17 protein-coding genes are annotated in these 24,300 nt (G+C 71.1%); 11 read left to right on the forward strand and 6 right to left on the reverse strand.

The features are described from left to right. Nucleotides 1-53 precede the first annotated feature (53 nt). The 6 genes from ACWEPG_RS24995 to ACWEPG_RS25020 form a co-directional block, all read right to left on the reverse strand. Entirely contained in the window at nucleotides 54-695 is a 642-nt protein-coding gene (locus ACWEPG_RS24995) for a hypothetical protein (protein WP_452595582.1), read from the reverse strand. A gap of 254 nt (nucleotides 696-949) precedes the next feature. Further along, on the reverse strand, nucleotides 950-2,656 hold the full coding sequence (locus tag ACWEPG_RS25000; protein ID WP_452595583.1) for a SulP family inorganic anion transporter: 1,707 nt from the start codon (nucleotides 2,654-2,656) through the stop codon (nucleotides 950-952). A gap of 93 nt (nucleotides 2,657-2,749) precedes the next feature. Continuing rightward, the gene (locus ACWEPG_RS25005; RefSeq protein WP_452595584.1) at nucleotides 2,750-3,391 is read right to left on the reverse strand and encodes an FMN reductase; all 642 of its coding nucleotides are present in this window, start codon (nucleotides 3,389-3,391) and stop codon (nucleotides 2,750-2,752) included. Next, entirely contained in the window at nucleotides 3,388-4,488 is a 1,101-nt protein-coding gene (locus tag ACWEPG_RS25010) for an LLM class flavin-dependent oxidoreductase (RefSeq protein WP_452595585.1), read from the reverse strand. Before ACWEPG_RS25010 ends, ACWEPG_RS25005 begins: the two co-directional genes overlap by 4 nt. Nucleotides 4,489-4,633: 145 nt before the next feature. Continuing rightward, nucleotides 4,634-5,389: a histidine utilization repressor gene (gene hutC, locus ACWEPG_RS25015; RefSeq protein WP_450114905.1), complete on the reverse strand. Its 756-nt coding sequence runs from the start codon at nucleotides 5,387-5,389 to the stop codon at nucleotides 4,634-4,636. Between the two features lie 68 nt (nucleotides 5,390-5,457). Beyond that, complete coding sequence (locus ACWEPG_RS25020) at nucleotides 5,458-10,086, reverse strand: NAD-glutamate dehydrogenase (protein WP_452595586.1); 4,629 nt, start codon at nucleotides 10,084-10,086, stop codon at nucleotides 5,458-5,460. Nucleotides 10,087-10,348: 262 nt separating this feature from the next. Between ACWEPG_RS25020 and hutU the strand changes: the two genes are divergently transcribed. The 11 genes from hutU to hutG all read left to right on the forward strand — a co-directional run bounded on the left by hutU (nucleotide 10,349) and on the right by hutG (nucleotide 24,297). Next, the gene (gene hutU / locus ACWEPG_RS25025; protein WP_452595587.1) at nucleotides 10,349-12,025 is read left to right on the forward strand and encodes a urocanate hydratase; all 1,677 of its coding nucleotides are present in this window, start codon (nucleotides 10,349-10,351) and stop codon (nucleotides 12,023-12,025) included. A 321-nt stretch (nucleotides 12,026-12,346) separates the two neighbouring features. Then, entirely contained in the window at nucleotides 12,347-13,510 is a 1,164-nt protein-coding gene (locus ACWEPG_RS25030) for an acyl-CoA dehydrogenase family protein (protein ID WP_452595588.1), read from the forward strand. A gap of 36 nt (nucleotides 13,511-13,546) precedes the next feature. Beyond that, the gene (locus ACWEPG_RS25035) at nucleotides 13,547-14,689 is read left to right on the forward strand and encodes a CaiB/BaiF CoA transferase family protein (RefSeq protein WP_452595589.1); all 1,143 of its coding nucleotides are present in this window, start codon (nucleotides 13,547-13,549) and stop codon (nucleotides 14,687-14,689) included. Nucleotides 14,690-14,752: 63 nt separating this feature from the next. After that, a complete protein-coding gene (locus tag ACWEPG_RS25040; RefSeq protein WP_452595590.1) occupies nucleotides 14,753-15,418 on the forward strand; it encodes an IclR family transcriptional regulator in 666 nt (221 codons plus the stop codon). 106 nt (nucleotides 15,419-15,524) lie between these two features. Then, nucleotides 15,525-16,325, forward strand: coding sequence for an IclR family transcriptional regulator (locus tag ACWEPG_RS25045; RefSeq protein WP_452595591.1), 801 nt, complete (start codon nucleotides 15,525-15,527; stop codon nucleotides 16,323-16,325). A gap of 111 nt (nucleotides 16,326-16,436) precedes the next feature. Next, the gene (gene hutH, locus ACWEPG_RS25050; protein ID WP_452595592.1) at nucleotides 16,437-17,996 is read left to right on the forward strand and encodes a histidine ammonia-lyase; all 1,560 of its coding nucleotides are present in this window, start codon (nucleotides 16,437-16,439) and stop codon (nucleotides 17,994-17,996) included. Further along, complete coding sequence (locus ACWEPG_RS25055; RefSeq protein WP_452595593.1) at nucleotides 17,993-19,081, forward strand: histidinol-phosphate transaminase; 1,089 nt, start codon at nucleotides 17,993-17,995, stop codon at nucleotides 19,079-19,081. The genes hutH and ACWEPG_RS25055 overlap by 4 nt, the downstream gene beginning before the upstream one ends. 17 nt (nucleotides 19,082-19,098) lie before the next feature. Further along, nucleotides 19,099-20,463 (forward strand): FAD-binding oxidoreductase, encoded by a 1,365-nt coding sequence (locus ACWEPG_RS25060; protein WP_450114852.1) that lies wholly within the window; start codon nucleotides 19,099-19,101, stop codon nucleotides 20,461-20,463. Between the two features lie 162 nt (nucleotides 20,464-20,625). Further along, nucleotides 20,626-22,065: a purine-cytosine permease family protein gene (locus ACWEPG_RS25065; RefSeq protein WP_450114851.1), complete on the forward strand. Its 1,440-nt coding sequence runs from the start codon at nucleotides 20,626-20,628 to the stop codon at nucleotides 22,063-22,065. Nucleotides 22,066-22,107: 42 nt separating this feature from the next. Then, nucleotides 22,108-23,286: an imidazolonepropionase gene (gene hutI, locus ACWEPG_RS25070; RefSeq protein WP_450114850.1), complete on the forward strand. Its 1,179-nt coding sequence runs from the start codon at nucleotides 22,108-22,110 to the stop codon at nucleotides 23,284-23,286. A 30-nt stretch (nucleotides 23,287-23,316) separates the two neighbouring features. Continuing rightward, a complete protein-coding gene (gene hutG / locus ACWEPG_RS25075) occupies nucleotides 23,317-24,297 on the forward strand; it encodes a formimidoylglutamase (RefSeq protein ID WP_450114849.1) in 981 nt (326 codons plus the stop codon). The last annotated feature ends 3 nt before the right edge of the window (nucleotides 24,298-24,300 follow it).

The raw sequence follows: 24,300 nt of genomic DNA on the forward strand, positions 1-24,300 counted from the left end.
GTGACGGCCAGCACCCTACGCGGGAAAGGTCGGGCGCGAAACGCTTTCGGTCATCACGCGGAAGCCGCGAAACCGGCCCCGCCCGTGACCAGTCCACGCAGCGCGGTCGACAGTCCCCGCACGTCGGTGAACCGGTCCGCGCTCGGAAGCGTGCCCGGAAACGCCAGGTACAGCTCGCCGCGGGCCCCGATCCGCAGCCGCCCGGGCGGTTCCAGGTCGAGCACCCCGCCCGACCGGTGCGCCACCCGCATGGTCTCGGTCAACGGCCGGGCCGCCCTCGCCGCGTCGGACCGCGACGGCAGCACCGAGGCGGCGGTGGCGAGCGAACAACTCTGCTGCCAGTCTGCGACCACGACACCGCCGAACGCGGTGTCGACCATGTCGACGATCCGGGCCAGCGCGGGCGAGTTCACCCCACACATCCACACGGTGCGCGCGAACACCTCGTCGATGTCGAGCTCGTCACGCGACGTGCAGGTCACGACCGTCAGGCCGACGTCCCGATCGGTCACCACATCCCGGCCGTGCCAGAACTCCATGGTCGAGGAGCCGCCGCAGCAGTGCAGCAACCGGTAGCGGCCCGCGCCGAAGGTGCTGCCGGGGACGTGGCCCGCAGCGGATCGGCTCGCGGGCGGGTGGGTGGCAGCAGGCGGGCGAGCCACCACAGCGGATAGCCATTCGGTGTCAGCGTGCATGCACCGACGTCCAGCCGCTCGACCGTGTGTCAACGCAGAGCATCCGTGAATCCTCACACAGCGTCACCACGACGCAACCCCTACGCGGACGGGCCCGGGGCGGGCGTTCGGGCGGCGCCGTGACTCGACGTGGGACTCCGGCGCAGGTGACACCCACCGACATCGCCGACGGGGCGAGCGAGTACCTCGGGCATCGGCACGAATCATCGGATCTCCGTGCGCGAATTGTCCGGTGTCGCATTTCGGCGGCGGGATCACCCGGCCAGCGCATCGTCCACCGTCCGGAACACGGCCAGGTCCCCGCCGTCCTGCTCGACGCCACGCAGGACGTCGCGCACCTGTCCGATGTCGTGTGCGATGCGCAGGTCGATCCCCTTGTGCTGCAGTGCCGTCTGCAGCTGCCCGAGCATCTCCGACGCGGTGACGTCGATGTAGGGCATCGTCTCGGCGTCCAGCACCACCACCCGCGTTCGCTCCGTGCACAGCGCCTCGACCCGCTCCTTGACGTGGTCGGCGTTGGCGAACGACAGCCCGCCCTCGACCCGCACCACAACGGCGTCGTCCCGCACGTCGGCATCCGGGTGCCGGTCGGTGTCCACCCACAGGGTCTTCGCCTGTCCCAGGATCGCGACGTTGGGACGCGCCGACCGGTACAGGAGCAGCAACATCGACACCGAGATGCCGATGACCAGGCCGGGCAGGGTGTCGAACAGCAGCACGCCGAGCATGGCGGCGATCGCGGCGGCGAAGTCGGGTCGCGCGGCGAAGCCGTAGATGCTGCCGAGCCGGTGCGTCCAGACCCGGTACAGCCTGCGCAGCGACGCGAAGTCGACCAGGTCGATCACTGCGGCGATGACAACGGCGGCCAGCGTCGCCTCCGGCAACTGCTCGAACAGGCCGGTCAGGAACAGCAGGGTGATCACCGTCATCGCGGCCACGACCAGACCGCTCACCTGGGACTTCGCGCCCGCTCCCCCGTTGACCGCGGTCTTGGACAGGCTGCCGTTCACCACCATGCCCGACGCCAGCCCCGCACCGAGATTCGCGGCGCCGAGGCCGTACAACTCGCGGTTCGCGTCCACCTCGTACCCCGCCTTGGCCGCATAGGTTTTCGCCGCGCCGAGCCCCTCCGCGAAGCCGATCAACAGCACCCCGACCGCGGGGCCGGCGAGGCCGAGGTAGTCGTCGAAGCCGAGCCCGTTCGGCAGGCCCACCGACGGGAGCCCGGACTCGATGGTCCCGACGATGTCGACACCCTTGTCGTCGAGACCGAACAGCTGCACGGCGGCGATTCCGAGCAGCACCGCCACCAGCGAGCCCGGCACCAGGGGCAGCCACCGACGCAGCACGAGCACCACGGCCAGGCCGAGCAGGCCGACGATCAGGGTCCGCCACTGGGTGTCGCCAAGGTGGGTGACCACCCCCCACGCCTGCTCGAAGAAGTTGCCGTCCGCCTTCTCCACGCCGAACAGCTTGGGCACCTGGCCGATGATGATCGTCAGCGCCAGACCGACGATGAATCCCTTGAGCACGGGTTCCGAGATGAACGAGGCGATGAAGCCGAGCCGCATCAACCCGGCGAGCAGCCCGGCCAGGCCGGTCATGATCGCCAGGCAGGTGGTGAGCGCCAGGTACCTGCCGTCGTCGCCCCCGGCGATCGGTGCCACCATCGCCGCCGACAGCGCGGCGGTCGCGGACATCGGGCCGACGATCAGGTGCCGGGAGCTGCCGGCTGCCGCGTACAGCACCAGCGACGGGATCGCCGCGTACAGGCCGACAACCGGCGTCACGCCCGCGATGGTCGCGTAGGCCAGGCCCTCCGGGACGAGGACCGCCCACACCGTCAGACCGGCGATGACGTCCGGCCGCAACCATCGCCGGTCGTAGCCCTGCAGAGATGCGAACAGCCACCACCGCCGGTCCAGTGTCGTCGTCACCGCAGGATCCACCTCGCGCCGCATCGCATCACCCGTTCACGAAGAGTGCCGCCGATGCCCATGCTGGCCGGTGGCGGACCGGGCGGCTTCACCTGCGAAGGGTGAGGCGCCGGCGGATCACCCTGCTCGCTGCGCGGCGAGCAGGTCCTCGAACGGAATCGGGTCGTCGTAGGGGTCCGCCTTCCGGATGCGAGCGCGCCCCGTCACCGCGCCGGCCAGTTCGCCTGCGGCGCGGTCGATCCGGTCGGCCAGCCCCCGATCCACACCCTCGCCACCGGACCGGTCCACGCCGGCGGTGCCGGCCCAGTCCTCCGACGCGGCGAACACCGCGCTCGGTACCACCGCCGCCCGCAGGTACGCGAACATCGGCCGCACCGCGTGCTCGAGCGCCAGTGAGTGCCGGGCCGTGCCGCCGGTCGCTGCGATCAGCGTCGGCATCCCGTCCAGGGAACCCACCTCGAGGACGTCGAAGAACGACTTGAACAGTCCGCTGTAGGAGGCGTTGAAGATCGGCGTCACCACGATCAGGGCGTCGGCCCCGGTGACGGTGTCGATCACCTCGCGCAGCGCGGCCGACGGGAACCCGGTGAGCATGTTGTTCATCAGGTCGTGGGCGTGGTCGCGCAGCTCCACGGTCCGAATCTCGGTGTCCGGCCCCAGGTCCAGCGCGGTGGCCGCGGCGAGACGGTCGGCGAGCATCCGGGTGGACGACGGCTGGCCCAGGCCCGCGGAGACCACCGCGACGGTGCGGGCGGTCATCGCGTCACCTGCGGCACGTCGCCGGAGACCGCCGCCCGGACCAGCGACTCGTGGGTCGGTGCGTCCGGCACGTGCGCGGGCCGCTTGGCGTCGAGCTCGCGGCGCAGCACGGGCACGACCTCCTCGCCGAGCAGGTCCAGTTGCTCGAGCACGGTCTTGAGCGGCAGGCCGGCATGGTCCATGAGGAACAGCTGGCGCTGGTAGTCGCCGAACGACTCCCGGAACGTGAGCGTTCGGTCGATGACCTCCTGCGGGCTGCCGACGGTGAGCGGGGTCTGCTCGGTGAACTCCTCGAGCGACGGGCCGTGCCCGTAGACCGGGGCGTTGTCGAAGTACGGGCGGAACTCACGGACCGCGTCCTGAGAGTTCTTGCGCATGAACACCTGCCCGCCGAGCCCGACGATCGCCTGGTCCGCGGACCCGTGCCCGTAGTGCTCGTAGCGACGGCGGTACAGGTCGATCAGGCGCTGGAAGTGGTCGGTGGGCCAGAAGATGTGATTCGCGAAGAAGCCGTCACCGTAGTACGCGGCCTGCTCGGCGATCTCGGGGCTGCGGATCGACCCGTGCCACACGAACGGCGGGGTGCCGTCGAGCGGACGCGGGGTGGAGGTGAAGCCCTGCAGCGGGGTGCGGAACTTGCCCTGCCAGTTCACCACGTCCTCGCGCCAGAGCTTGTGCAGCAGCGCGTAGTTCTCGATGGCGAGGGGGATGCCCTGCCGGATGTCCTGCCCGAACCACGGGTACACCGGGCCGGTGTTGCCGCGGCCGAGCATCAGGTCGACGCGGCCGTCGGCGAGGTGCTGCAGCATCGCGAAGTCCTCCGCGATCTTCACCGGGTCGTTGGTGGTGATCAGCGTCGTCGACGTGGACAGCACGATCTTCTCGGTGCGTGCCGCGATGTAGCCGAGCATGGTCGTCGGCGACGAGGGTACGAACGGCGGGTTGTGGTGCTCGCCGGTTGCGAAGACGTCGAGGCCCACCTCCTCGGCCTTCTGCGCGATCGCGACCATCGCCTTGATCCGTTCGCCCTCGGTCGGGGTGCGACCGGTGGTCGGGTCGGCCGTGACGTCGCCGACCGTGAAGATGCCGAACTGCATTCCCGCCTCCTCGTGCGCCTCCGGCACCTGTGCGCCCTTCGGTGGTCGGAGCCACCAGAAGGGCGCACAGGCACGAAGTGCCTAGTGGTTCAACTTTCAATCAGATGAACCACGGCTCACCGCGAGGCATTCCCGGCGCGCGAACTCAGCGGGTGAAGGCACCCTCGAGCCGGTTACGTGACCCGGGGTGCACCAGCCGGGCGGTACTGACCAGCCCGTGCTCGGACCAGGTGCGCCGCCGGATCAGCAGGCACGGTTCACCGCGCTCGATCTGCAGCATCCGGCACTCCTCCGGGCTCGCGAGCACCGCCTCGACGACGTGCTCGCCCCGCACCAGCGGCGCCACCCGGGTCAGGTAGTCGTTCGGAGTCGTCACGGTGAAATCCTGCGCGAGGTAGTCGGGCGCCTCGGCGGGGTTCACGAAGCGGTCCTCGACCTGGATCGGGGTGTCGTCCTCGTAGTGCACGAGGACGGAGTGGAACACCTTGCGGCCGACCGACTCGCGCAGGAAGGCGGAGGCGTGATCGGTCTCCTCCTCCCGCATCAGCACCACCTCGGTCCGGTGCCGGTGGCCACGCTGCTGGATCTCGTCCGCGATGTTCTTCACCTCGAACAGCGGCGAGGCCGTCTTGGTGCTCGCCACGAACGTCCCGACGCCCATCATCCGGACGATCAGCCCGTCCCCGGTGAGCTCGCGCAGCGCCCGGTTGATGGTCATCCGGGACAACCCGAGGGCGTGGACGAACTGGTTCTCGGACGGCAGCTGGTCGCCCTCGGCCCAACGCCCGGACCGGATCTGCGCGGTCACCAGATTCTTGACCCGCTCGTAGGCGGGCACCGACTCCCCGCCGGCCTCCCGGAACAGCGCAGCGAGTTCGGTGTCCGCATCGACCATCGCCATCGGCTGTATCCGCTCCTCGAAAAGACCACCACCGGCCCGTCCGTGGCTCATGAAGTCTACCGACCGGCTCACCCCACGACCGCACGCAACTGACCGGCGGCGACGGACAGCGCCGCCAGGTCCCACTCGCCCGAATCCTCGATCTCCGCCAACCCGATCCGGGCCCGGCGGATCCGGGCGGCGTTGCGATGCTCCCAGTCGTCGAGCATCGCGTCGGGGGTGTCGCCCGGCGCGGCCTGCCCGAGTATGCCGAGGGTCATCGCCCGTACCGTGCCGTACAGCTCGTCCCGCAGCGACAACCGCGCCAGCGCGTTCCACCGCCCCTCCCGCGGCAACGCGGAGACCCGGTTCAACAGCGGCACCAGACCGACCCGTTCCTCCACCCGGAAGTAGAGCTCGCCCGCGACGGCGAGGTCGGTGGCGGCCAGTTCGGCGATCTCGACGACGTCGAGCAGCCCGAACCGGTCGAGCAGGAACTCGACCGCGCGGACCAGGTCGTCGGGGGCACCGCGCTCGGCGACCGCCCGCGTCCGATCCCGGAGGTTGTCGCGATCGGCGCCGACCAGCCAGTCGTCGAGCATGTCGGAGGCACGCGAGATCCGATCCCGGAATCGGGCGATCTCGGCGCCGACGGCAAGCGGTTGCGGACGCCGGGTCAGCAGCCACCGCGACGCCCGCTCGAGCAGCCGCCGGGTCACCAGGATCAACTCGTCGGCGACCTGCGTCGACACCGGCGCCGCGGCGATCCGCGCCCACAGTTCGGGTAGGCCGAAGACCTCGGCGACGACCGTGAACGCCCGCACCACGTCCTCCGGACCGGCGCCGACCTCCTCGCCCAACCGGAACACGTGCGTCAGGCCGCCGCGGTCGACGACGGTGTTCGTCAACGCGGTGGCGACGATCTCCCGCCGCAGCGGGTGCCGGGCGATGTCGTCCGCGTGCGCCTCCCGCAGCCGCTGGGGGAAGTAGGCCCGCAACGTCGGCAGGAACACGTCCTGGTCGACGAGGTCGCCGCCGAGCAATGTCGCCTTCAGGTCCAGCTTCACGTGCGCCATCAGCGTCGCCAGTTCCGGCGAGTACAGTCCTCGGCCGGCCCGGGCACGGGCCGCGATCTCCGCCCCGTCGGGCAGCACCTCGAGTTCCCGGTCGAGCGCGCCGGACGCCTCGAGCGCGGCGATCTGACGCGCATGCACCCCGAGCATCTCGGCCGCGTCGGCACGCGCGGTCCCGACGAGCTCGTTCTGGGAGACGTTGTCCGCCAGCACGAGGGCCGCGACGTCGTCGGTCATCTCCACGAGCAAGCGATTGCGTGCGGCCGCGTCCAGCCGTCCCGACCCGACAAGTCCGTCGAGCAACACCTTGATGTTGACCTCGCGGTCGGAGCAGTCCACACCGGCTGAGTTGTCGAGGGCGTCGGTACCGATCCGGCCGCCGCCCCGCGCGACCTCGATGCGTCCGGCCTGGGTCAGCCCGAGGTTGCCGCCCTCCCCGACCACCCGGGCCCGCAACTCGAACCCGTCCACCCGCACCGCGTCGTTCGACTTGTCTCCGACGTCGAGATGGGATTCGTCTGCGCCCTTGACGTAGGTCCCGATCCCGCCGTTCCACAGCAGATCGACCGGGGCGCGCAGGATCGCGCGGATCAGCTCCGGTGGGGTCAACGCGGTGACACCGGCGTCGAGGCCGAGGGCCCGCGCCGCGGGCGCGGAGATCGGCACCGACTTCGCGGACCGTTCCCACACGCCGCCGCCGGCGCTGATCAGTGTGCGGTCGTAGTCCGCCCACGACGACCGCGGCAACCCGAACAGCCGCTCCCGTTCCGCGAACGACCGGGCGGCATCGGGATCGGGGTCCAGGAAGACGTGCCGGTGGTCGAACGCCGCCACCAGCCGCAGATGCCGGCTGAGCAGCATGCCGTTGCCGAACACGTCGCCGCTCATGTCCCCGATCCCGACCGCGGCGATCTCCTCGGTCGCCACGTCGACGCCGAGTTCGCGGAAGTGCCGCGTCACGGACTCCCATGCGCCGCGGGCGGTGATGCCCATCGCCTTGTGGTCGTAGCCCACCGAGCCGCCCGAGGCGAATGCGTCCCCGAGCCAGAAGTCGTACTCGGCGGCAACGGAATTCGCGATGTCCGAGAATGTCGCGGTGCCCTTGTCGGCCGCGACCACCAGATAGGTGTCGTCGCCGTCCCGGCGCACCACCTCGGGCGCGGGACGCACCTCACCGGTGGTCCGGTCGACGTTGTCGGTCAGGTCGAGAAGTCCGCGAATGAAGGTGCGGTACCCGTTGATTCCGGCCGCCCGCAGCGCGTCCCGGTCCTTCTCCGCATCCCCGGTGGGGACGGGTGGGCGGCGCAGCACGAAGCCGCCCTTCGCCCCGACCGGCACGATCACCGCGTTCTTGACGGCCTGCGCCTTGACCAGTCCGAGAACCTCGGTGCGGAAGTCCTCCCGCCGGTCCGACCAGCGCAGCCCGCCGCGGGCCACCGCGCCGAACCGCAGATGCACTCCGGCGACGGCCGGGGAGTACACGAAGATCTCGTGTCGGGGCCGGGGCTCGGGCAGTTCGTCGATCGCCCGCGAGTCGAACTTCAGCGCCAGGCAGTCACGCCGGATGGCAGTGAAGTGGTTGGTGCGCACCGTGTTCCGGATCAGACCGAGCAGGGCGCGCAGCACCCGGTCGGCGTCGAGACCGAGAACCGCCTCGATCAGTTCCGCGGCCGACTCCGCGGCGGCGGCCCCGCCGTCCGACGCGGCGGCGTGCGGATCGAATCGTGCGGTGAAGCAGTCGATCAGCGCCCGGGCGATGTGGGGGTGGGCGCACAGCACGTCGGCGACGTGTGCGCTCCCGTAGGCGAAGCCGGCCTGCCGGAGGAACTCGACGTAGGCCCGCAGCACCCCGACGGCGCGCCAGTCCAGTCCGGCACGGGCCACCAACTCTCCCAGCCGGTCCGGCTCCGAATCGCCCCGCCACAGTGCGGTGAACGCGTCGGCGAACAGTCCCTCGAACCCGTCGTCCTCCGGGGCGATCGGGTACCGCACGGTGAACTCGTAGATCCAGCAGGGCGATCCGGACGGAGCGCGCAGCGGGTACGGGCGCTCGTCGAGCACCTCCACCCCGAGGCTCTGCAGCAGCGGCATCAGATCACCGAGCGAGGCGGGCCGTCCCGCCACGTAGAGCGAGAGCCGGTGTGTGCCCGACCCTTCGGGTACCCGCACCAGCCGCACGGCGACGTCCCCGGCGGCCAGCTCATCGACGATCGCCAGGTCACGTCGCGCCCGGTCCGCGTCGAAGTCCTGCTTGTAGTTCTCCGGCAGACCGGACGCGAACGCCGCGAGCGCCGGACGCCGGTCGGCCTCGACGTCGGCGAGCAGTCGTTCGTCCCAGCCCTGGCAGGCGGCGGTGATCCGATCGCCGAGACGGCGGGCCACGTCCTCGGACACGGTGACCGTGTCGGGCACCGTCATCGTCACGTGGACGGTGGCGAGCGGCGCCGACGAGATCCGGCTGGTGGACTCGAGATTCGTCGCCTCCAGCCCGTCGACCAGGATCTGGGCCGCGGCCCTCCGCACCGCGGTGCCGAACCGGTCGCGGGGGACGAACAGCAGCGCGGACAGGTTCCGGCGGCCGGGGGTGCGGCGCAGGAACAGGTGCATCCGCTCGTTCGCGTCGAAGGCGGTGAGGTCGGCGAGCGCGGCGGCCAGCGGCGCCGGGTCGGCGGCCAGCAGTTCCGTCAGCGGCAGCGTCTGAGCCAGGGCAAGCACGGCCTGTCCGGTGAAGGAACCGACGTGGTGCCCGGACGCCGCGAGCAGCTCCCGCACCCGGTCCCCGACCAGAGGGATGTGCCGCACGTCCGGGTGCACGGCGGCGAACGTCCCGACGAGCAGATGCAGGTGGCCGTCGAGGTGGGCACGGATCGCGACCATCCCGTCGTCGCCCCCGAGCCCCGCCGGTGCCGGCACCGGCGCGATCGCGAACACCGAGGCATCGAGTTCGCGTAGTTCGGCCGCGAGCCCCCGGTCGCGGAGCAGGCCGAGCGCAGCCTCGCCCGCTCCCCCGTCCGTGACACGGTCCGCGCCGAGCAGCCGGAACACTCCGGGTCGGCACCAGGCAAGAAAGTCCGCGGCGCGGTGCTCGCCGGCCGCCCGCAGTCGCCCGACCAACTCGACCCTGACCCGTTCCAGCTCGCCGGAATCGGCACGGACCAGGCGAACCCGGGCCAGCGCCCGCTCGATCCGGGCGCCGAGCTCGGAGGCATCGATCGTCCCAGGTGGGAGCGCGACGTGAATCCACGATTCGGTCGCGGCGCCGTCGACCCGCTCGTCGGACGGCGGCACCGGCACCGGTCCGGATGCGGCGTCCTGGCCGTAATGCAGGCGCAGCACCGGGTGCAGCACGAACTCGGGTGTCACCGCGGCGTCGTCGAGCACACCGAGCACCGCCTCGAGGAGATACGGCATGTCGGTGCCGACGATCTGCACGGCGGGACCGGGGCCGGTCTCGCCCGCGGAGATGGTGCGCACCAGGCTGTCACGGTCGCCGCGGTCGCGGGCCAGGGCCAGATGGCGGCCCAGGATCCGGTCGCGGCGGCCCGGGTCGACGAGGGCACGGGCGTCGGAGAAGTAGGCGGCGGCGAGGACGTCGGTGGCCTCGCCGATGGGGGTCGGGACTTTCTGGGACGAAAGGGTGGTCATCGCGGAACCTTCCGGCGGGAGCCACGCTGCTCCCGGCCTGTGGGGGGCGGTCCATTCCGGCGGGTCGAGGGTGTGGGGTCGGGCGGCGCTGCCGGGACGCCTCTTGACAGGAGGTTGTATAGACAGGAATATACAAGCCATAGTTGCAGAGCGTGAGCCAGCGCACAACCACCCTGCGGCACGGATTCTCCAGCGACAACGGCGTCGCCCCGAACCGAACCACCAGGGCTCGCGAGCTCACCCTTGACGTCAAGGAGTACCGATGGACATCACCTCCCCCGGCCACGAGGCCCGCCCGGTCAGCGCTCCGCGCGGCTCCGAGCTGAACACCCTCGGGTGGCAGCAGGAGGGCGCGCTGCGCATGCTCATGAACAACCTCGACCCCGAGGTCGCCGAGCACCCCGACAACCTGGTCGTCTACGGCGGCACCGGTCGCGCCGCCCGCAGCTGGGCCGCGTTCGACGCCATGGTCGCCACCCTCAAGACGCTCAAGAACGACGAGACCATGCTGGTGCAGTCCGGCAAGCCGGTCGGCGTCTTCCGCACGAACGAGTGGGCGCCGCGCGTACTGCTCGCGAACTCCAACCTCGTCGGCGACTGGGCCAACTGGGAGCAGTTCCGCAAGCTCGAGGCCGAGGGCCTGATGATGTACGGCCAGATGACCGCCGGGTCCTGGATCTACATCGGCACCCAGGGCATCCTCCAGGGCACCTACGAGACCTTCGGCGCCATCGCCCGCAAGCGTTTCGACGGCACCCTGGCCGGCACCATCACCCTGACCGCGGGCATGGGCGGCATGGGCGGCGCGCAGCCGCTGGCCGTCACCATGAACGAGGGCGTCGCGATCTGCGTCGACTGCGACGTCACCCGCATCGACCGCCGCATCGCCCACAAGTACCTCGACACCAAGGCCGACAGCATCGAGCACGCGCTGCAGCTGGCGACCGAGGCCCGCGACGCCCGCAAGCCGCTGTCCATCGGCCTGGTCGGCAACGCCGCCGAGATCTTCCCGGCCCTGCTTGCGATGGATGCCCCGATCGACATCGTCACCGACCAGACGTCGGCGCACGATCCGCTGTCCTACCTGCCGATCGGCGTCGACATCGCCGACATGAAGGATCTGGCCGCGAAGGATCCGGAGAAGTTCACCGAGGACTCGCGCAAGGCGATGGCCGCGCACGTCGAGGCGATGGTCGGCTTCATGGACAAGGGCGCCGAGGTCTTCGACTACGGCAACTCCATCCGCGACGAGGCGCGCAAGGCCGGCTACGACCGCGCGTTCGAGTTCCCCGGCTTCGTCCCGGCCTACATCCGCCCGCTGTTCGAGGAGGGCCTGGGCCCGTTCCGCTGGGCCGCACTGTCGGGCGACCCCAAGGACATCGCCGCGACCGACAAGGCGATCCTCGAGCTGTTCCCGGAGAACGAGCACCTCAAGCGCTGGATCGAGATGGCAGGCGAGAAGGTCGTCTTCGAGGGCCTGCCCGCCCGCATCTGCTGGCTCGGCTACGGCGAGCGCCACAAGGCCGGCCTGAAGTTCAACGAGATGGTCGCCAGCGGCGAGCTGTCCGCGCCGATCGCCATCGGCCGTGACCACCTCGACTCGGGCTCCGTTGCCTCCCCGTACCGCGAGACCGAGTCCATGAAGGACGGCTCCGACGCGATCGCCGACTGGCCGCTGCTCAACGCCCTCGTCAACACCGCGTCCGGCGCCTCCTGGGTGTCGATCCACCACGGTGGCGGCGTCGGCATGGGCCGCTCGATCCACGCCGGTCAGGTGTGCATCGCCGACGGCACCGAGCTGGCCGCGAAGAAGATCGAGGCCGTGCTGACGAACGACCCCGGCATGGGCGTCATCCGCCACGCGGACGCCGGCTACGACCACGCCATCGAGACCGCCCGTGAGCGGGGCGTGCGCATCCCGATGCAGGAAAACGCCTGAGCCACAGCGTGATCTGCGCCGGGCGTGCCCGGCGTGACAACCGAATATCGCAGTCTCCTCGCGCACGGCGCGCGTGAGGCCGGTCTCCGGTCCCCCACCCCACCGGAGACCTCCCCGCCGAGCGGCGGTACGCAGTCATCCCCCTGCGTGCCGCCGCTCGGTTTGTTCTGCGCGGAGCGCCTCGGGGGCACCCCTGGACAAATCTCCGGTTCTCCGCCATAGTCACTTAATGCCATCTAGTGGCAATCGAATTTCACTAGATGAAATTTCTCAGAGATCCCGGCCGGCCGCCCCGCCGCCGACCCGCCCCCAGGAGTTCCCGTGACCGCTCAGACCCTCGACACCGACCTCGACCTGTCCGAATTCCGCAGCACCGTCCGCGCCTTCGCGAACGCGGAGATCCTGCCGGGAGCGGCCGAGCGCGACGAGACCAAGGCGTTCCCCGGCGAGCTGATCCGCCGCCTCGGCGAACAGGATCTGATGGGCATCTCCGTCCCCGAGGAGTTCGGCGGCCTCGGCCTGTCGACCCGCGCCCAGCTCGTCGCGATCGAGGAGGTCTCCCGCGCGGACGCCGCCCTGGCCTCGATCTACACCGCGCACTACCTCGGCCTCGAGCCGATCCTGGTCGGCGGCTCCGACGAGCAGAAGCGGCACTGGCTGCCCAAGCTCTCCTCCGGTGAGCTGCTGGCGGGCTTCGCGCTCACCGAGCCCGACGCCGGCTCCGACATCGGCTCGATGCGCACCGTCGCCCGCCGCGAGGACGACGGCTGGCACCTGTCCGGCTCGAAGACCTTCATCTCCAACGCCCGCGAGGCCGACGTCGTGGTGCTGTTCGCCAAGACCGACCCGGCCGCCGGGTTCAGGGGAATCTCCGCGTTCATCGTCCCCAAGGGCACGCCCGGCATCACCTACAGCGAGCCGCAGGACAAGATGGGCATCCGCTCGGCGCCGACCTACACCGTCTACCTCGACGACGTGGTGCTGCCGCACGACGCGGTGATCGGCACCGAGGGCCGCGGCGGCAACATCGCACTCACCGCCCTCAACCGCGCCCGCATCGACGTCGCCGCGATGGCCAACGGAATCGCGCTGCGCGCATGGGAACTCGGCCGCGAGTACTCCTCCGAGCGCAAGCAGTTCGGGCAGCCGATCGCCGATTTCCAGGCGATCCAGCTGCTGCTCGGCGAGTGCGACGCCAAGCTGGTGTCGTCCCGCACCACCGCCGACTGGGCCTCCGACGTCAAGGACGCCGGCGGCGACCTGCGCCGCGCCGCGTCGATCTCGAAGTACGTCGCCACCGAGGCCTGCTTCTCCATCGTCGACAACGTCGTCCAGATCCACGGCGGCGCCGGCTTCATGCGCGAGTCCGAGATCGAGCGCCTCTACCGCGACTGCCGCATCCTGCGGATCTTCGAGGGCACCTCCCAGATCCAGCTGCTGACCATCGCGGGCAACGCGCCGTCGATCCGGTCCACCGAGTACTGAGAACCCGAGTACCGAGAACCACTGGGAGACATCATCATGACCACCCTTCCCCCGCTCGACGGCATCCGCGTCGTCGACCTGTCCCGGGTGCTCGCCGGACCGTACTGCACGGCCCTGCTCGCCGACGCCGGCGCCGACGTGATCAAGATCGAGTCCAAGGCCGGCGAGGACTCCCGCCACCTCGGACCGTTCCGTGACGGCGAGAGCATCTACTTCAACGTGCTCAACCGCGGCAAGCGGTCCGTCGCGCTGGACCTGAAGGATCCGGCGGACCGGGAGGCGTTGCTGCAGTTGATCGAGGGCGCCGACGTCGTCGTCGAGAACTTCCGTCCCGGCGTCACCACCCGGCTCGGCATCGACTACGAGGCGGCCCGGGCCCGCAACCCGCGCATCGTCTACGCGTCGATCTCCGGTTTCGGCCAGGAGGGCCCGATGTCCGGCGCCGCCGCCTACGACCTCGTCGTGCAGGCGCTGTCCGGGATCATGAGCATCACCGGCACCGAGGAGTCGGGCCCGACCCGGCTCGGCGAGTCGTTCGGCGACCTGGTCGCCGGCCTGTTCGCGGCGTGGGGCATCAGCACCGCGCTGCTGGCGGCCCGCACCACCGGACAGGGCCAGCACCTGGACGTCGCGATGTTCGACAGCATGCTCGCGATGCTGCCGACCGCGCACAGCCAGCTGCAGGCCACCGGCGTCACCCCGGCCCGGGTCGGCAACCGGCACCCGGTCTCGACGCCGTTCGACACCTACCGTGCCGACGACGGCCTGTTCGTCCTCGCGGTCGCCAGCCAGGGTGGCTTCGAGAAGCTGGCCCGGTTGATCGGCCGCGAGGAACTGCTGAGCGACGCGCGGTTCACCGACGACACCACCCGCACCGAGAACGAGCCGGCGCTGCGCAAGGAGATCGAGGCGTGGGCGGCCGGACGCACGGTCGCCGAGATCACCGCGATCCTCGGCGAGGCCGGGCTGGCGAGCTCCGAGGTGTGGACGGTCGAGCAGGCCCTCGGGTCCGATCAGGCCCGCTACCGCGGCGTCGTGGAGACCGTCGAACATCCGACCGCAGGCGCGATCTCGTACGTCCGGCAGCCGGTGGTGTTCGGCGACAGCACCCGGCCGCCGGCGCGCCGCAGCCCGCTGCTCGACGAACACCACGACGAGGTGCTGTTCCGGCTCGACTAGATTCGGCCCGGGCCCGTCAACCACCGGCCCTGAAAATTCCTCGGCACTGGGAGTGAACCGCAGATGGCCCCCGGCGACGTGACTCGCAGCGCGAGTCGAACCTTCGAGCTGCTCGGCGCGATCACCGAGCGCGGTGGGCTGACGCTCGCCGACGCCGCGAAGGCCACGGACCTCGCACCCAGCACCGCGCTGCGACTGATCCGCAGTCTCGAACAGACAGAGTTCGTGGTGCGCGGCGAGGACAACGTGTACCGGCCGGGTCCGCGGCTGCTGCAGATCGGGGCGCGGGCGCTCGCCGACAACCAGCTGCTGCTGCGGGCCCGGGCGGCAATGACCGAGATCGCGGAGACCACCCGGGAGTCGACGTACCTGTCGACTCCCGGGCCCCGTGGGACCGCCCTGTATCTGGGGCAGGTCGAGGGGACGCATGCCATCCGGCACATGGGCTGGGTCGGGCAGACGGTGCCGCTGGTCGGTACCGCGGTCGGTGCTGCGCTGCTCGGCGAGGTCGGAGCCGACGGATACGCCATCGCCCACGACACCATCGAGGACCACTCGACCGGGGTCGCGGCACCGATCTACGACGCCATCGGCCGGATCGTCGGGGCGCTGAGCGTGGTCGGCCCGACGTACCGTCTCGACGACGCGACGTGCGCCCGGCACGGTCGGGTCCTGATCGCGCACTGTGCCCAGCTCTCCGCCCAACTCGGCCGCACCGAGGAGGCCTGACGGCCGACTCGGCCGGCCCCTGGGCCGCGGGCGGCCGACTTGGTGACGCTGTCTCGTATTCGAGACAATGGCGTCGTCACCGGTGACGAACGAAAGAAGGCGGTACATGTCGAGCAGTCGCGTGAAGTCCGCCGAGCGTGTGCTCGACGTGCTCGACCTGCTGGCCCGGCGCGGGGCGCCGATGGCGGCGACGGAGATCGCGGCCGAGCTCGATCTGCCGAAGAGCACCACCCACCACCTGCTCAACGTCATGCGGGACCGCCGGTTCGTCTCCTACTGGCCGGACCAACGGGCCTGGACACTCGGGGTGTCCGCGTTCGAGGTGGGCGCGTCGTACATGCGGTCCGGCCCGCTGCACCGGGAGGGGCAGCGGTACCTGGTCGCGCTCACCCAGGCCGTGGACGAGACGTCCCACCTGGCGGTGCTGCAGGGCACCGACTCCATCTACCTGGACAAGCGCGAGCCGCTCAAGCCGGGAGTGCGCCTGGTGACCGAGATCGGCACCCGCCTGCCTGCGCACCTGACCGCGGTCGGGCGGGCCGTGCTGGCCCGGCTCGATCCCGAGCAGCTGAGCGCGCTCTACGACGGCTACTCGTGGCCGACCCGGACCGGAGCCGGACCGACCTCCCTCACGGAATTACGGACGGTGGTGCGCGCCGATCGCGAACGCGGGTACTCGGTCGAACGCGATTCCACGACCTCCGGGGTGACCTGCGTGGCGGGCCCGGTCGTGACGTTCGAGGGCCGTCCGGTCGCCGCGCTGGGTGTCGCCTACCTGACCGGCTCCCGCACCGAGGCCGAGGCCGAGCAGATCGCCGAGCGGGTGGTCGCGACCGCCGCCGACTTCTCCGCCAGCCTGGGCGACCGCATGCTCGATCCCGATCTGCGCACCGAACACGCCGGCTGAACTACGCCTCTCGGCCACGGACACTCTTGCTTTAGTCTCGTATTCGAGACTAAAGTCTCGTATTGCAGACATTGCGACGTCGTCGCCTCTCCTCCGAACTCTGGAGCCTTCGTGACCCCCACCAATCCCACCGCCCCCGTCGTCGAGGTCGGCATCGGCCCCGTCTCGATCCAGGACGTCGTCGACGTCGCCCGCCACGGCCACGGCGTCCACCTGAGCGCGGAGTCGCTCATCGAGATGGCGGCCTCCCGCGCCCACATCGAGGCACTCGCCGCCAGCCCCGTCCCGGTGTACGGGGTCTCGACGGGATTCGGCGCCCTCGCCACCCGGCACATCCCGCCGAACCTGCGAACCCAGTTGCAGCGCAGCCTGATCCGCTCACACGCCGCCGGTTCCGGCCCGGAGGTGGAACGGGAGGTGGTGCGGGCACTGATGCTGCTGCGGCTGTCCACCCTCGCGACCGGCCGCACCGGCGTCCGGCCGGCGGTCGCCCAGGTCTACGCGGACCTGCTGACGGCCGGGATCACCCCGGTGGTCCACGAATACGGCAGCCTCGGCTGCTCCGGCGACCTCGCCCCGCTCGCCCACGTCGCGCTCGCGGTGACCGGCGAGGGCACCGTCCGGACCGCGGACGGCCGGCTGCTTCCGGCCGCCGACGCCCTCGCCGAACACGGGATCGAGCCGGTCGTCCTCGCCGAGAAGGAGGGACTGGCGCTGATCAACGGGACCGACGGCATGCTCGGCCAGCTGGCGCTGGCGATCACCGACCTCGACCACCTCCTCAAACTGGCGGACGTGGCCGCGGCGATGAGCGTCGAGGGCCTGCTCGGCACCGACCGCGTGTTCGCCGCCGACCTGCAGGCCCTGCGTCCGCACCCCGGCCAGGCTGCCGCCGCGGCGAACATGGCCCGACTGCTCGCCGGCTCCCCGATCGTGGCCAGCCACGCCGGACCCGAGGACACCCGGGTGCAGGACGCCTACTCGCTGCGCTGCGCCCCGCAGGTCGCAGGCGCCGCCCGCGACACCGTCGAGCACGCCCGCACCGTCGCACTGCGCGAACTGGCCTCCGCGATCGACAACCCGGTCGTCGCCCTGGACGGCCGGGTCGAGTCCAACGGCAACTTCCACGGCGCCCCCGTGGCCTACGTCCTCGACTTCCTCGCCATCGCCGCGGCCGACGTCGCGAGCATCAGCGAACGGCGCACCGACCGCTTCCTCGACGTCGCCCGCAGCCACGGGCTGCCCCCGTTCCTCGCCGACGACCCCGGCGTCGACAGCGGCCTGATGATCGCCCAGTACACCCAGGCCGCGATCGTCTCCGAACTCAAGCGGCTCGCCGCCCCGGCGAGCGTCGACTCGATCCCGTCCTCCGCGATGCAGGAGGACCACGTGTCGATGGGCTGGTCGGCCGCCCGCAAGCTGCGCCGCTCGATCGACGGCCTGACCCGGGTGCTGTCCGTCGAAATCCTCGCCGCCGCACGCGGAATCGATCTTCGCGCCCCGCTGCAGCCCGGAGCCGGCACCGGCGCCGTGCTGCACGCGCTGAGGACCGCCGTCCCCGGCCCCGGCACCGATCGCCACCTGTCACCGGAGATCGAACGGGCCGTCGAACTGGCCGCCTCCGGCGCGCTCGTCGCCGCCGCCGAGGACGCCGTCGGGGAACTGCGGTGAACGCACCGACCACCCCCCTTCCCACCCAGATGCCCACCCCCCGCCCCGCGATCGAGGCGCTGCCCCGGTACTCCAGGGCCAACGGCTCCGCGACGATCCGGTGGCGGGCGTCGAGCAACGAGTCGCCGATCGCGCCCGCTCCCGCTGTCGTGGAGGCGATCACCCGCGCCGGCGCGAACGGCCACCGCTATCCGTCGCTGTTCGGCGACGACCTGGTGGCCGCGCTGGCGGCGCGACTGGCGGTCCCGACCGAGGCGCTGCACGTCGGCGCGGGCTCGCTTGCGCTGCTGCAGCAGGTGCTCACCGCCTTCACCGGGCCGGGCACCGAGGTGGTGCACGCGTGGCGCAGCTACGAGGCGTACCCGATCCTGGTCGGGATCGCAGGCGCCACCGCGGTTCCGGTGCCACTCGACACCGACCACCGGCACGACGTGGACGCGATGATCGCCGCGCTGACCCCGCGTACCCGCGCGGTGCTGGTGTGCAACCCCAACAATCCGACCGGGACCGAACTGTCCGGGGCCGAGCTGCGGAGACTGCTCGACGCGGTTCCCCGCCACGTGCTGGTGTTGCTCGACGAGGCCTATCGGGAGTTCGCCACCGGGAACGACGACACCGACGGGGTCGCGCTGTTGCGCGACCATCCGAATCTCGTTGTACTGCGCACCTTCTCCAAGGCATACGGTCTCGCCGGGCTGCGGGCGGGCTACCTGATCGGCGACCCCGAGCTCGTCGCGCACCTGCATGCGGCGGCGCCGCCGTTCGGCCTCGGCGCGGTCGCGGAGGCGGCGGCGTGTGCGGCACTGACCGATCCCGACCACACCGAGCGGGTCGTGGAGACCGCGCGGGCGGGCCGCGAGCACCTGCGCGCCGGGCTCGCCGCCCGCGGCGTCGAGACCCCGCGGAGCGGCGCGAACTTCGTCTGGATACCGTTGGGCGACGGAGCCGCCGCGTTCGAAGCCGCGTGCGTCGCACAGGGCGTGTCCGTTCGCGCCTTTCCCGGCGAGGGGGTCCGGGTCACCGTCGGTGAACGCGCCGCGGAGGACGCGGTCCTGGCCGCCGCCGACACCCTGACCGCCCCGTGAACCACCAAGGAGCACCGATGCCCCTCGACGCCCTCGCCCGCGAGCTGCGGTCGAGCCGCCTGATCACCGACCCCGACGTGGCCGACGCCTACCGGCGCGACGAGGCGCACCTGGCGGAGCCGGGAACGCCGCTGGCCGTCCTGCTCGCGGACTGCACCGAGGACGTGGTGTCGGCTATGAAATGGGCCACCGCACATCGGGTTCCGGTGGTTCCGCGCGGCGCGGGCAGCGGCCTGTCCGGTGGCGCGACCGCGGTCGACGGCTGCCTGGTCGTCAGCACCGCGCCGATGCGGGCGATCACCGAACTGAACCCCGCGGACCAGTTGGCCGTGGTGCAGGCCGGCGTGGTCAACGCCGACCTCGACCGCGCGGCAGCCGAGTACGGGCTGATGTACGCGCCCGACCCGAGCAGCCACGAGATCTGCACGATCGGCGGGAACGTCGCCACCAACGCGGGCGGGCTGCGGTGCGTCAAGTACGGCGTCACCCGCGACTCGGTGCTCGGCCTCGAGGTGGTGCTGGCCGACGGGCGGGTGCTGCGCACCGGGCGCCGCACCGTCAAGGGCGTGGCGGGCTACGACCTGACCGGGTTGATGGTCGGATCCGAGGGCACACTGGGCATCGTGACCGGTGCGACGGTCCGACTGCGGCCGCGACCGTCCCGGCCACCGGTCACGGTGGCGGGCAGCTTCGGCTCGCTGACGGCCGCCGCCGACGCGGTCGCGGCGATCGTCCGGGCCGGGATCGGGCCGAGCCTGCTCGAACTCATCGACCGCGCGACCCTGCGCGCCATCGACGACTGGCGCAACATCGGCCTCGAGGACGACACGGAGGCGATGCTCATCGCACAGGCCGACGGTCCCGACGCCGAGGCCGCGGCGTCGGCGATGGAGCGCGAGTTCACCAGCGCCGGAGCCGATTTCGTCGCCGTCTCCCAGGACCCGGCGGAGTCCGCACAGCTGCTGGAGGTGCGGCGCCTTGCCTATCCCGCGTCCGAGCGACTGGGGCAGTGCCTGGTCGAGGACGTGGGCGTGCCACGCTCACAGCTGGCGGAGATGCTGGCGAGCATCGAGCGGATCGCGTCCGAGCACGGCGTGACGGTGATGACCGTCGCGCACGCGGGCGACGGCAACACCCACCCGACCTTCGTCTTCGACCGGCGCCCCGACGGGTCGGTACCGGACGAGGTGTGGGCGGCGGCCGACGCGGTGTTCCGCCGCGCGCTGGAGCTGGGCGGCACCCTCACCGGCGAGCACGGGGTCGGTACCCTCAAGAGACGGTGGCTGGCCCTCGAGGTCGGCGAAGACGGTATGGCGATCCATCAGGCGGTGAAGGCGGCATTCGACCCGCTGGGCATCATGAATCCGGGCAAGGGCTTCTGAGTTCGCTCGAACCGAGCGAGCCTCCCCCTGTTGACAGACCTGTCTATACAGGCATATACATTCCCCGTCGCCAAGTGATTCACCGCACAAGCGAGAAGAAGGTGGGCATCACCCCGTAGTCGACACCGCCGGCCGGCGGAGTCACCCCAGAAAGACAGGCCTATGACGCACGACGGATCCTCCTCCGAGATCCTCCTCACCCCCGAACGCCGCACCATCGACGTCGTCCCCGACGACGAACGGCACGGCACCCCCCGGAGCCAGTTCACGCTGTGGTTCGGCGCGAACATGCAGATCACCGCCGTCGTCGACGGCGCACTGGCCGTCGTCTTCGGCGCCGACGCACTGTGGGCCATCATCGGCCTGCTGATCGGCAACGTGTTCGGCGGCGCCGTGATGGCGCTGCACTCCGCCCAGGGCCCCCGCATGGGTCTGCCGCAGATGATCTCCAGCCGCGCCCAGTTCGGCGTCAAGGGCGCCGTCGTGCCGCTGGTCCTGGTCATCCTGATGTACCTCGGATTCGCCGCCACCGGCACCGTCCTCGCCGGTCAGGCCGTCAACAAGGTCCTCGGCATCGACAACCAGGCCGTCGGCATCGTGATCTTCGGCCTGCTCACCGCGTTCGTCGCGGTCACCGGCTACAAGCTGATCCACGCGGTCGGCCGGGTGGCCACCGTCGTCGGCGTCATCGGCTTCACCTACCTCGCGATCCGCCTGTTCATCGAATACGACGTCGCCGCGTTCGTCGGCATCAAGGGCTTCGACATCGTGACGTTCCTGCTCGCGATCTCGCTCGGCGCAGGCTGGCAGCTCACGTTCGGCCCGTACGTCGCGGACTACTCCCGGTACCTGCCCCGCGGAACCAAGGAGAGCACGACGTTCTGGTCCACCTTCCTCGGCAGCGTCGTCGGTTCGCAGTGGTCGATGACCTTCGGTGCCCTCACCGCCGCCGTCGCGGGTGACGCGTTCCTCGGCAACCAGGTCGGCTTCATGGGTGAGCTCGCGGGACCCGCGGTCATCGCGTTCCTGATCTACCTGGTCATCGTCGTCGGCAAGCTCACCGTCAACGTCCTGAACGCGTACGGCGGCTTCATGTCGATCCTGACCACCGTCACCGCGTTCGACGGCCGCTCGCAGATCTCCACCAAGGCCCGCTCCGCGTACATCCTCGGGTTCACGATCGTCTCGATGCTGATCGCGATCATGGCCAGCGCCGACTTCCTGGACAACTTCAAGAACTTCGTCCTGGTGCTGCTGATGGTGTTCACCCCGTGGAGCGCGATCAACCTGATCGACTACTACCTGATCTCGAAGGAACGCATCGACATCCCGGCGCTGTACGACGCGAACGGCCGCTACGGCGCCTGGAACGTCCCGGCCCTGGTCGTCTACTTCGTCGGCGTGATCGCGCAGATCCCGTTCCTCGCGCAGAAGATGTACACCGGCCCGATCACCGACATGCTCGGCGGCGCGGACATCTCCTGGATCGTCGGCATCGTGTTCACCGCCGCGATCTACTACCCCGTCGCCAAGCGGACCGCCAACCCGCCGGCGGAGATGATCTACCCGGCCCACACCAACATGGTCGACTCCCGGGTCTGATCCGACCCACCACCACCCCGCCTCGTTCGAGAAGGAGACACCGTGTCCACCCGGACCACCGCACTGACCAACATCGGCACCCTCGTCACCAACGACCCCACCCTCGGTGACGGGATGCTCGGAGTGCGCCGGGACGCCGCGGTCGTCTTCGAGGACGGGGTGGTGGCCTGGGTCGGTGACTCCGCGGACGCCCCGGCCGCCGACACCGGGTACGACCTCGGCGGCCGGGCGGTGCTGCCCGGATTCGTCGAGAGCCACTCCCACCTGGTGTTCGCCGGTGAGCGGGCCGAGGAGTTCGCGGCCCGCATGTCCGGCGAGAAGTACGCCGCCGGCGGCATCCGCACCACCATCGAGGCCACCCGGGCCGCGACCGACGAGCAGCTCGCCGCGAACGTGCGGCGCCTGCTCGACGAGTCGCGGCGCTCGGGCAGCACCACCGTCGAGATCAAGAGCGGCTACGGCCAGAGCACCCGGGACGAGCTGCGCAGCGTGCAGGTCGCGGGCCGGTTCACCGACGAGGTCACGCTGCTGGCCGCGCACGTCCCGCCGCCCGAGTACGCAGGCCGCGGCGACGAGTACGTGACGATGGCTGTCGACGAGATGATCCCGGCGTGCGCCCCGTACGCGAAGTGGATCGACGTGTTCTGCGAGCGCGGCGCGTTCACCCTCGAGCAGTCACGCGCCGTCCTCACCGCCGGTGTCGCGCACGGCCTGATCCCCCGCGTGCACGGCAACCAGCTCGGCGAGGGCCCCGGCGTCCAGCTGGCCGTCGAGATGGGCGCGGCCTCGGTGGACCACGTCACCTACGTCACCGGCGCCGACATCGACGCGCTCGCGGGCAGCGACACCGTCGCGACCCTGCTCCCCGGCGCGGATTTCTCCACCCGCAACCAGTACCCCGGCGCCCGCGCGCTGATCGACGCCGGCGTCACCGTGGCGCTCGGCGCCGACTGCAACCCCGGCACCTGCTACACCACCAGCCTGCCGTTCTGCATCGCCATCGCGGTCCGCGACATGCACATGACCCCCGCCGAGGCGGTGTGGGCGGCCACCGCGGGCGGCGCGAAGGCGCTGCGCCGCGAGGACGTCGGCAGCCTGCGGATCGGCGCCCGCGCCGACGCGATCGCGCTCGACGCCCCGTCCTACCTGCACCTCGCCTACCGGCCGGGAGTTCCGCTGGTCCGCGAGGTGTTCGCCGGCGGCGAGCTCGTCACCGCCTAGACCGCACGCGCACCCGCCGGAGGACCAGTCATGACCGATCAGCTCCCCACCACCCTCGAGATCGAGGTCGACATCGCCCCCGTGCCCTGGACCGGGCGCACCGACGGCACCACCGATGAGCACCTGCGGTGGCATCAGGCCATCGCCCCCTACGTCGCCGAGCCGGGCTCCGGAGCGGTGCTGATCGGGTTCGCCAGCGACGAGGGTGTGCGCCGCAACAAGGGCCGCCGCGGCGCCGCCGCCGGTCCCGACGCACTGCGCGCCGCGCTCGGTTCGATGGCGCTGGCCGCCCCGCTTCCGCTGGCGGATGCGGGCACCGTAGCGGTCACCGGGGAGGATCTCGAGGGCGGGCAGGCCGCGCTCGGCCGCGCCGTCACCGCCGGCCTCGACGCCGGGCGACTGCCGGTGGTCCTCGGCGGCGGTCACGAGGTCGCGTTCGGCACCTACCTGGGTGTCGCGTCCGCGCAGCTGCGGCGGGACCGGCCGCGCCTCGGCGTCCTGAACCTGGACGCCCACTTCGACCTGCGTGGCGACCCCGTGCCCAGTTCCGGGACCCCGTTCCGGCAGATGGCCGAGGCCGAGCAGGCCGCGGGCATCGGCTTCCGCTACGACGTGCTCGGCATCAGCCAGCCGAGCAACACCACCGCCCTGTTCGACACGGCCGAGCGGTTCGGGGTTCGCCACCTCCTCGACGAACGCTGCGGACCGGCCGACCGCGACGAGGTGGACGCGTTCGTCGACGACTTCCTCGGCGACGTCGACATCGTGTACCTGACGATCGACCTGGACGTCCTGCCTGCGGCCGTCGCGCCCGGCGTCAGCGCCCCCGCCGCGTACGGCGTGCCGATCGAGACGATCCAGCGGGTCTGCGACCGGGTGGCCGCGAGCGGCAAGCTGGCCGTCGTCGACGTCGCCGAACTCAACCCCGGCCTGGACGTGGACAACCACACCGCCAAGACCGCGGCCCGGCTGATCCACCGCATCGTCACCGGGCACGTCCCGGTGGCCTGATCC

The organism is Rhodococcus sp. NPDC004095 (assembly GCF_053604015.1).

Bases quoted from the DNA above. Each gene is read 5' to 3' on its own strand.
- ACWEPG_RS24995 (WP_452595582.1), bottom strand. From the start codon at position 695: ATGCACGCTGACACCGAATGGCTATCCGCTGTGGTGGCTCGCCCGCCT.
- ACWEPG_RS25000 (WP_452595583.1), bottom strand. From the start codon at position 2,656: ATGCGGCGCGAGGTGGATCCTGCGGTGACGACGACACTGGACCGGCGG.
- ACWEPG_RS25005 (WP_452595584.1), bottom strand. From the start codon at position 3,391: ATGACCGCCCGCACCGTCGCGGTGGTCTCCGCGGGCCTGGGCCAGCCG.
- ACWEPG_RS25010 (WP_452595585.1), bottom strand. From the start codon at position 4,488: ATGCAGTTCGGCATCTTCACGGTCGGCGACGTCACGGCCGACCCGACC.
- hutC (WP_450114905.1), bottom strand. From the start codon at position 5,389: ATGGCGATGGTCGATGCGGACACCGAACTCGCTGCGCTGTTCCGGGAG.
- ACWEPG_RS25020 (WP_452595586.1), bottom strand. From the start codon at position 10,086: ATGACCACCCTTTCGTCCCAGAAAGTCCCGACCCCCATCGGCGAGGCC.
- hutU (WP_452595587.1), top strand. From the start codon at position 10,349: ATGGACATCACCTCCCCCGGCCACGAGGCCCGCCCGGTCAGCGCTCCG.
- ACWEPG_RS25035 (WP_452595589.1), top strand. From the start codon at position 13,547: ATGACCACCCTTCCCCCGCTCGACGGCATCCGCGTCGTCGACCTGTCC.
- ACWEPG_RS25040 (WP_452595590.1), top strand. From the start codon at position 14,753: ATGGCCCCCGGCGACGTGACTCGCAGCGCGAGTCGAACCTTCGAGCTG.
- ACWEPG_RS25045 (WP_452595591.1), top strand. From the start codon at position 15,525: ATGTCGAGCAGTCGCGTGAAGTCCGCCGAGCGTGTGCTCGACGTGCTC.
- ACWEPG_RS25060 (WP_450114852.1), top strand. From the start codon at position 19,099: ATGCCCCTCGACGCCCTCGCCCGCGAGCTGCGGTCGAGCCGCCTGATC.
- ACWEPG_RS25065 (WP_450114851.1), top strand. From the start codon at position 20,626: ATGACGCACGACGGATCCTCCTCCGAGATCCTCCTCACCCCCGAACGC.
- hutG (WP_450114849.1), top strand. From the start codon at position 23,317: ATGACCGATCAGCTCCCCACCACCCTCGAGATCGAGGTCGACATCGCC.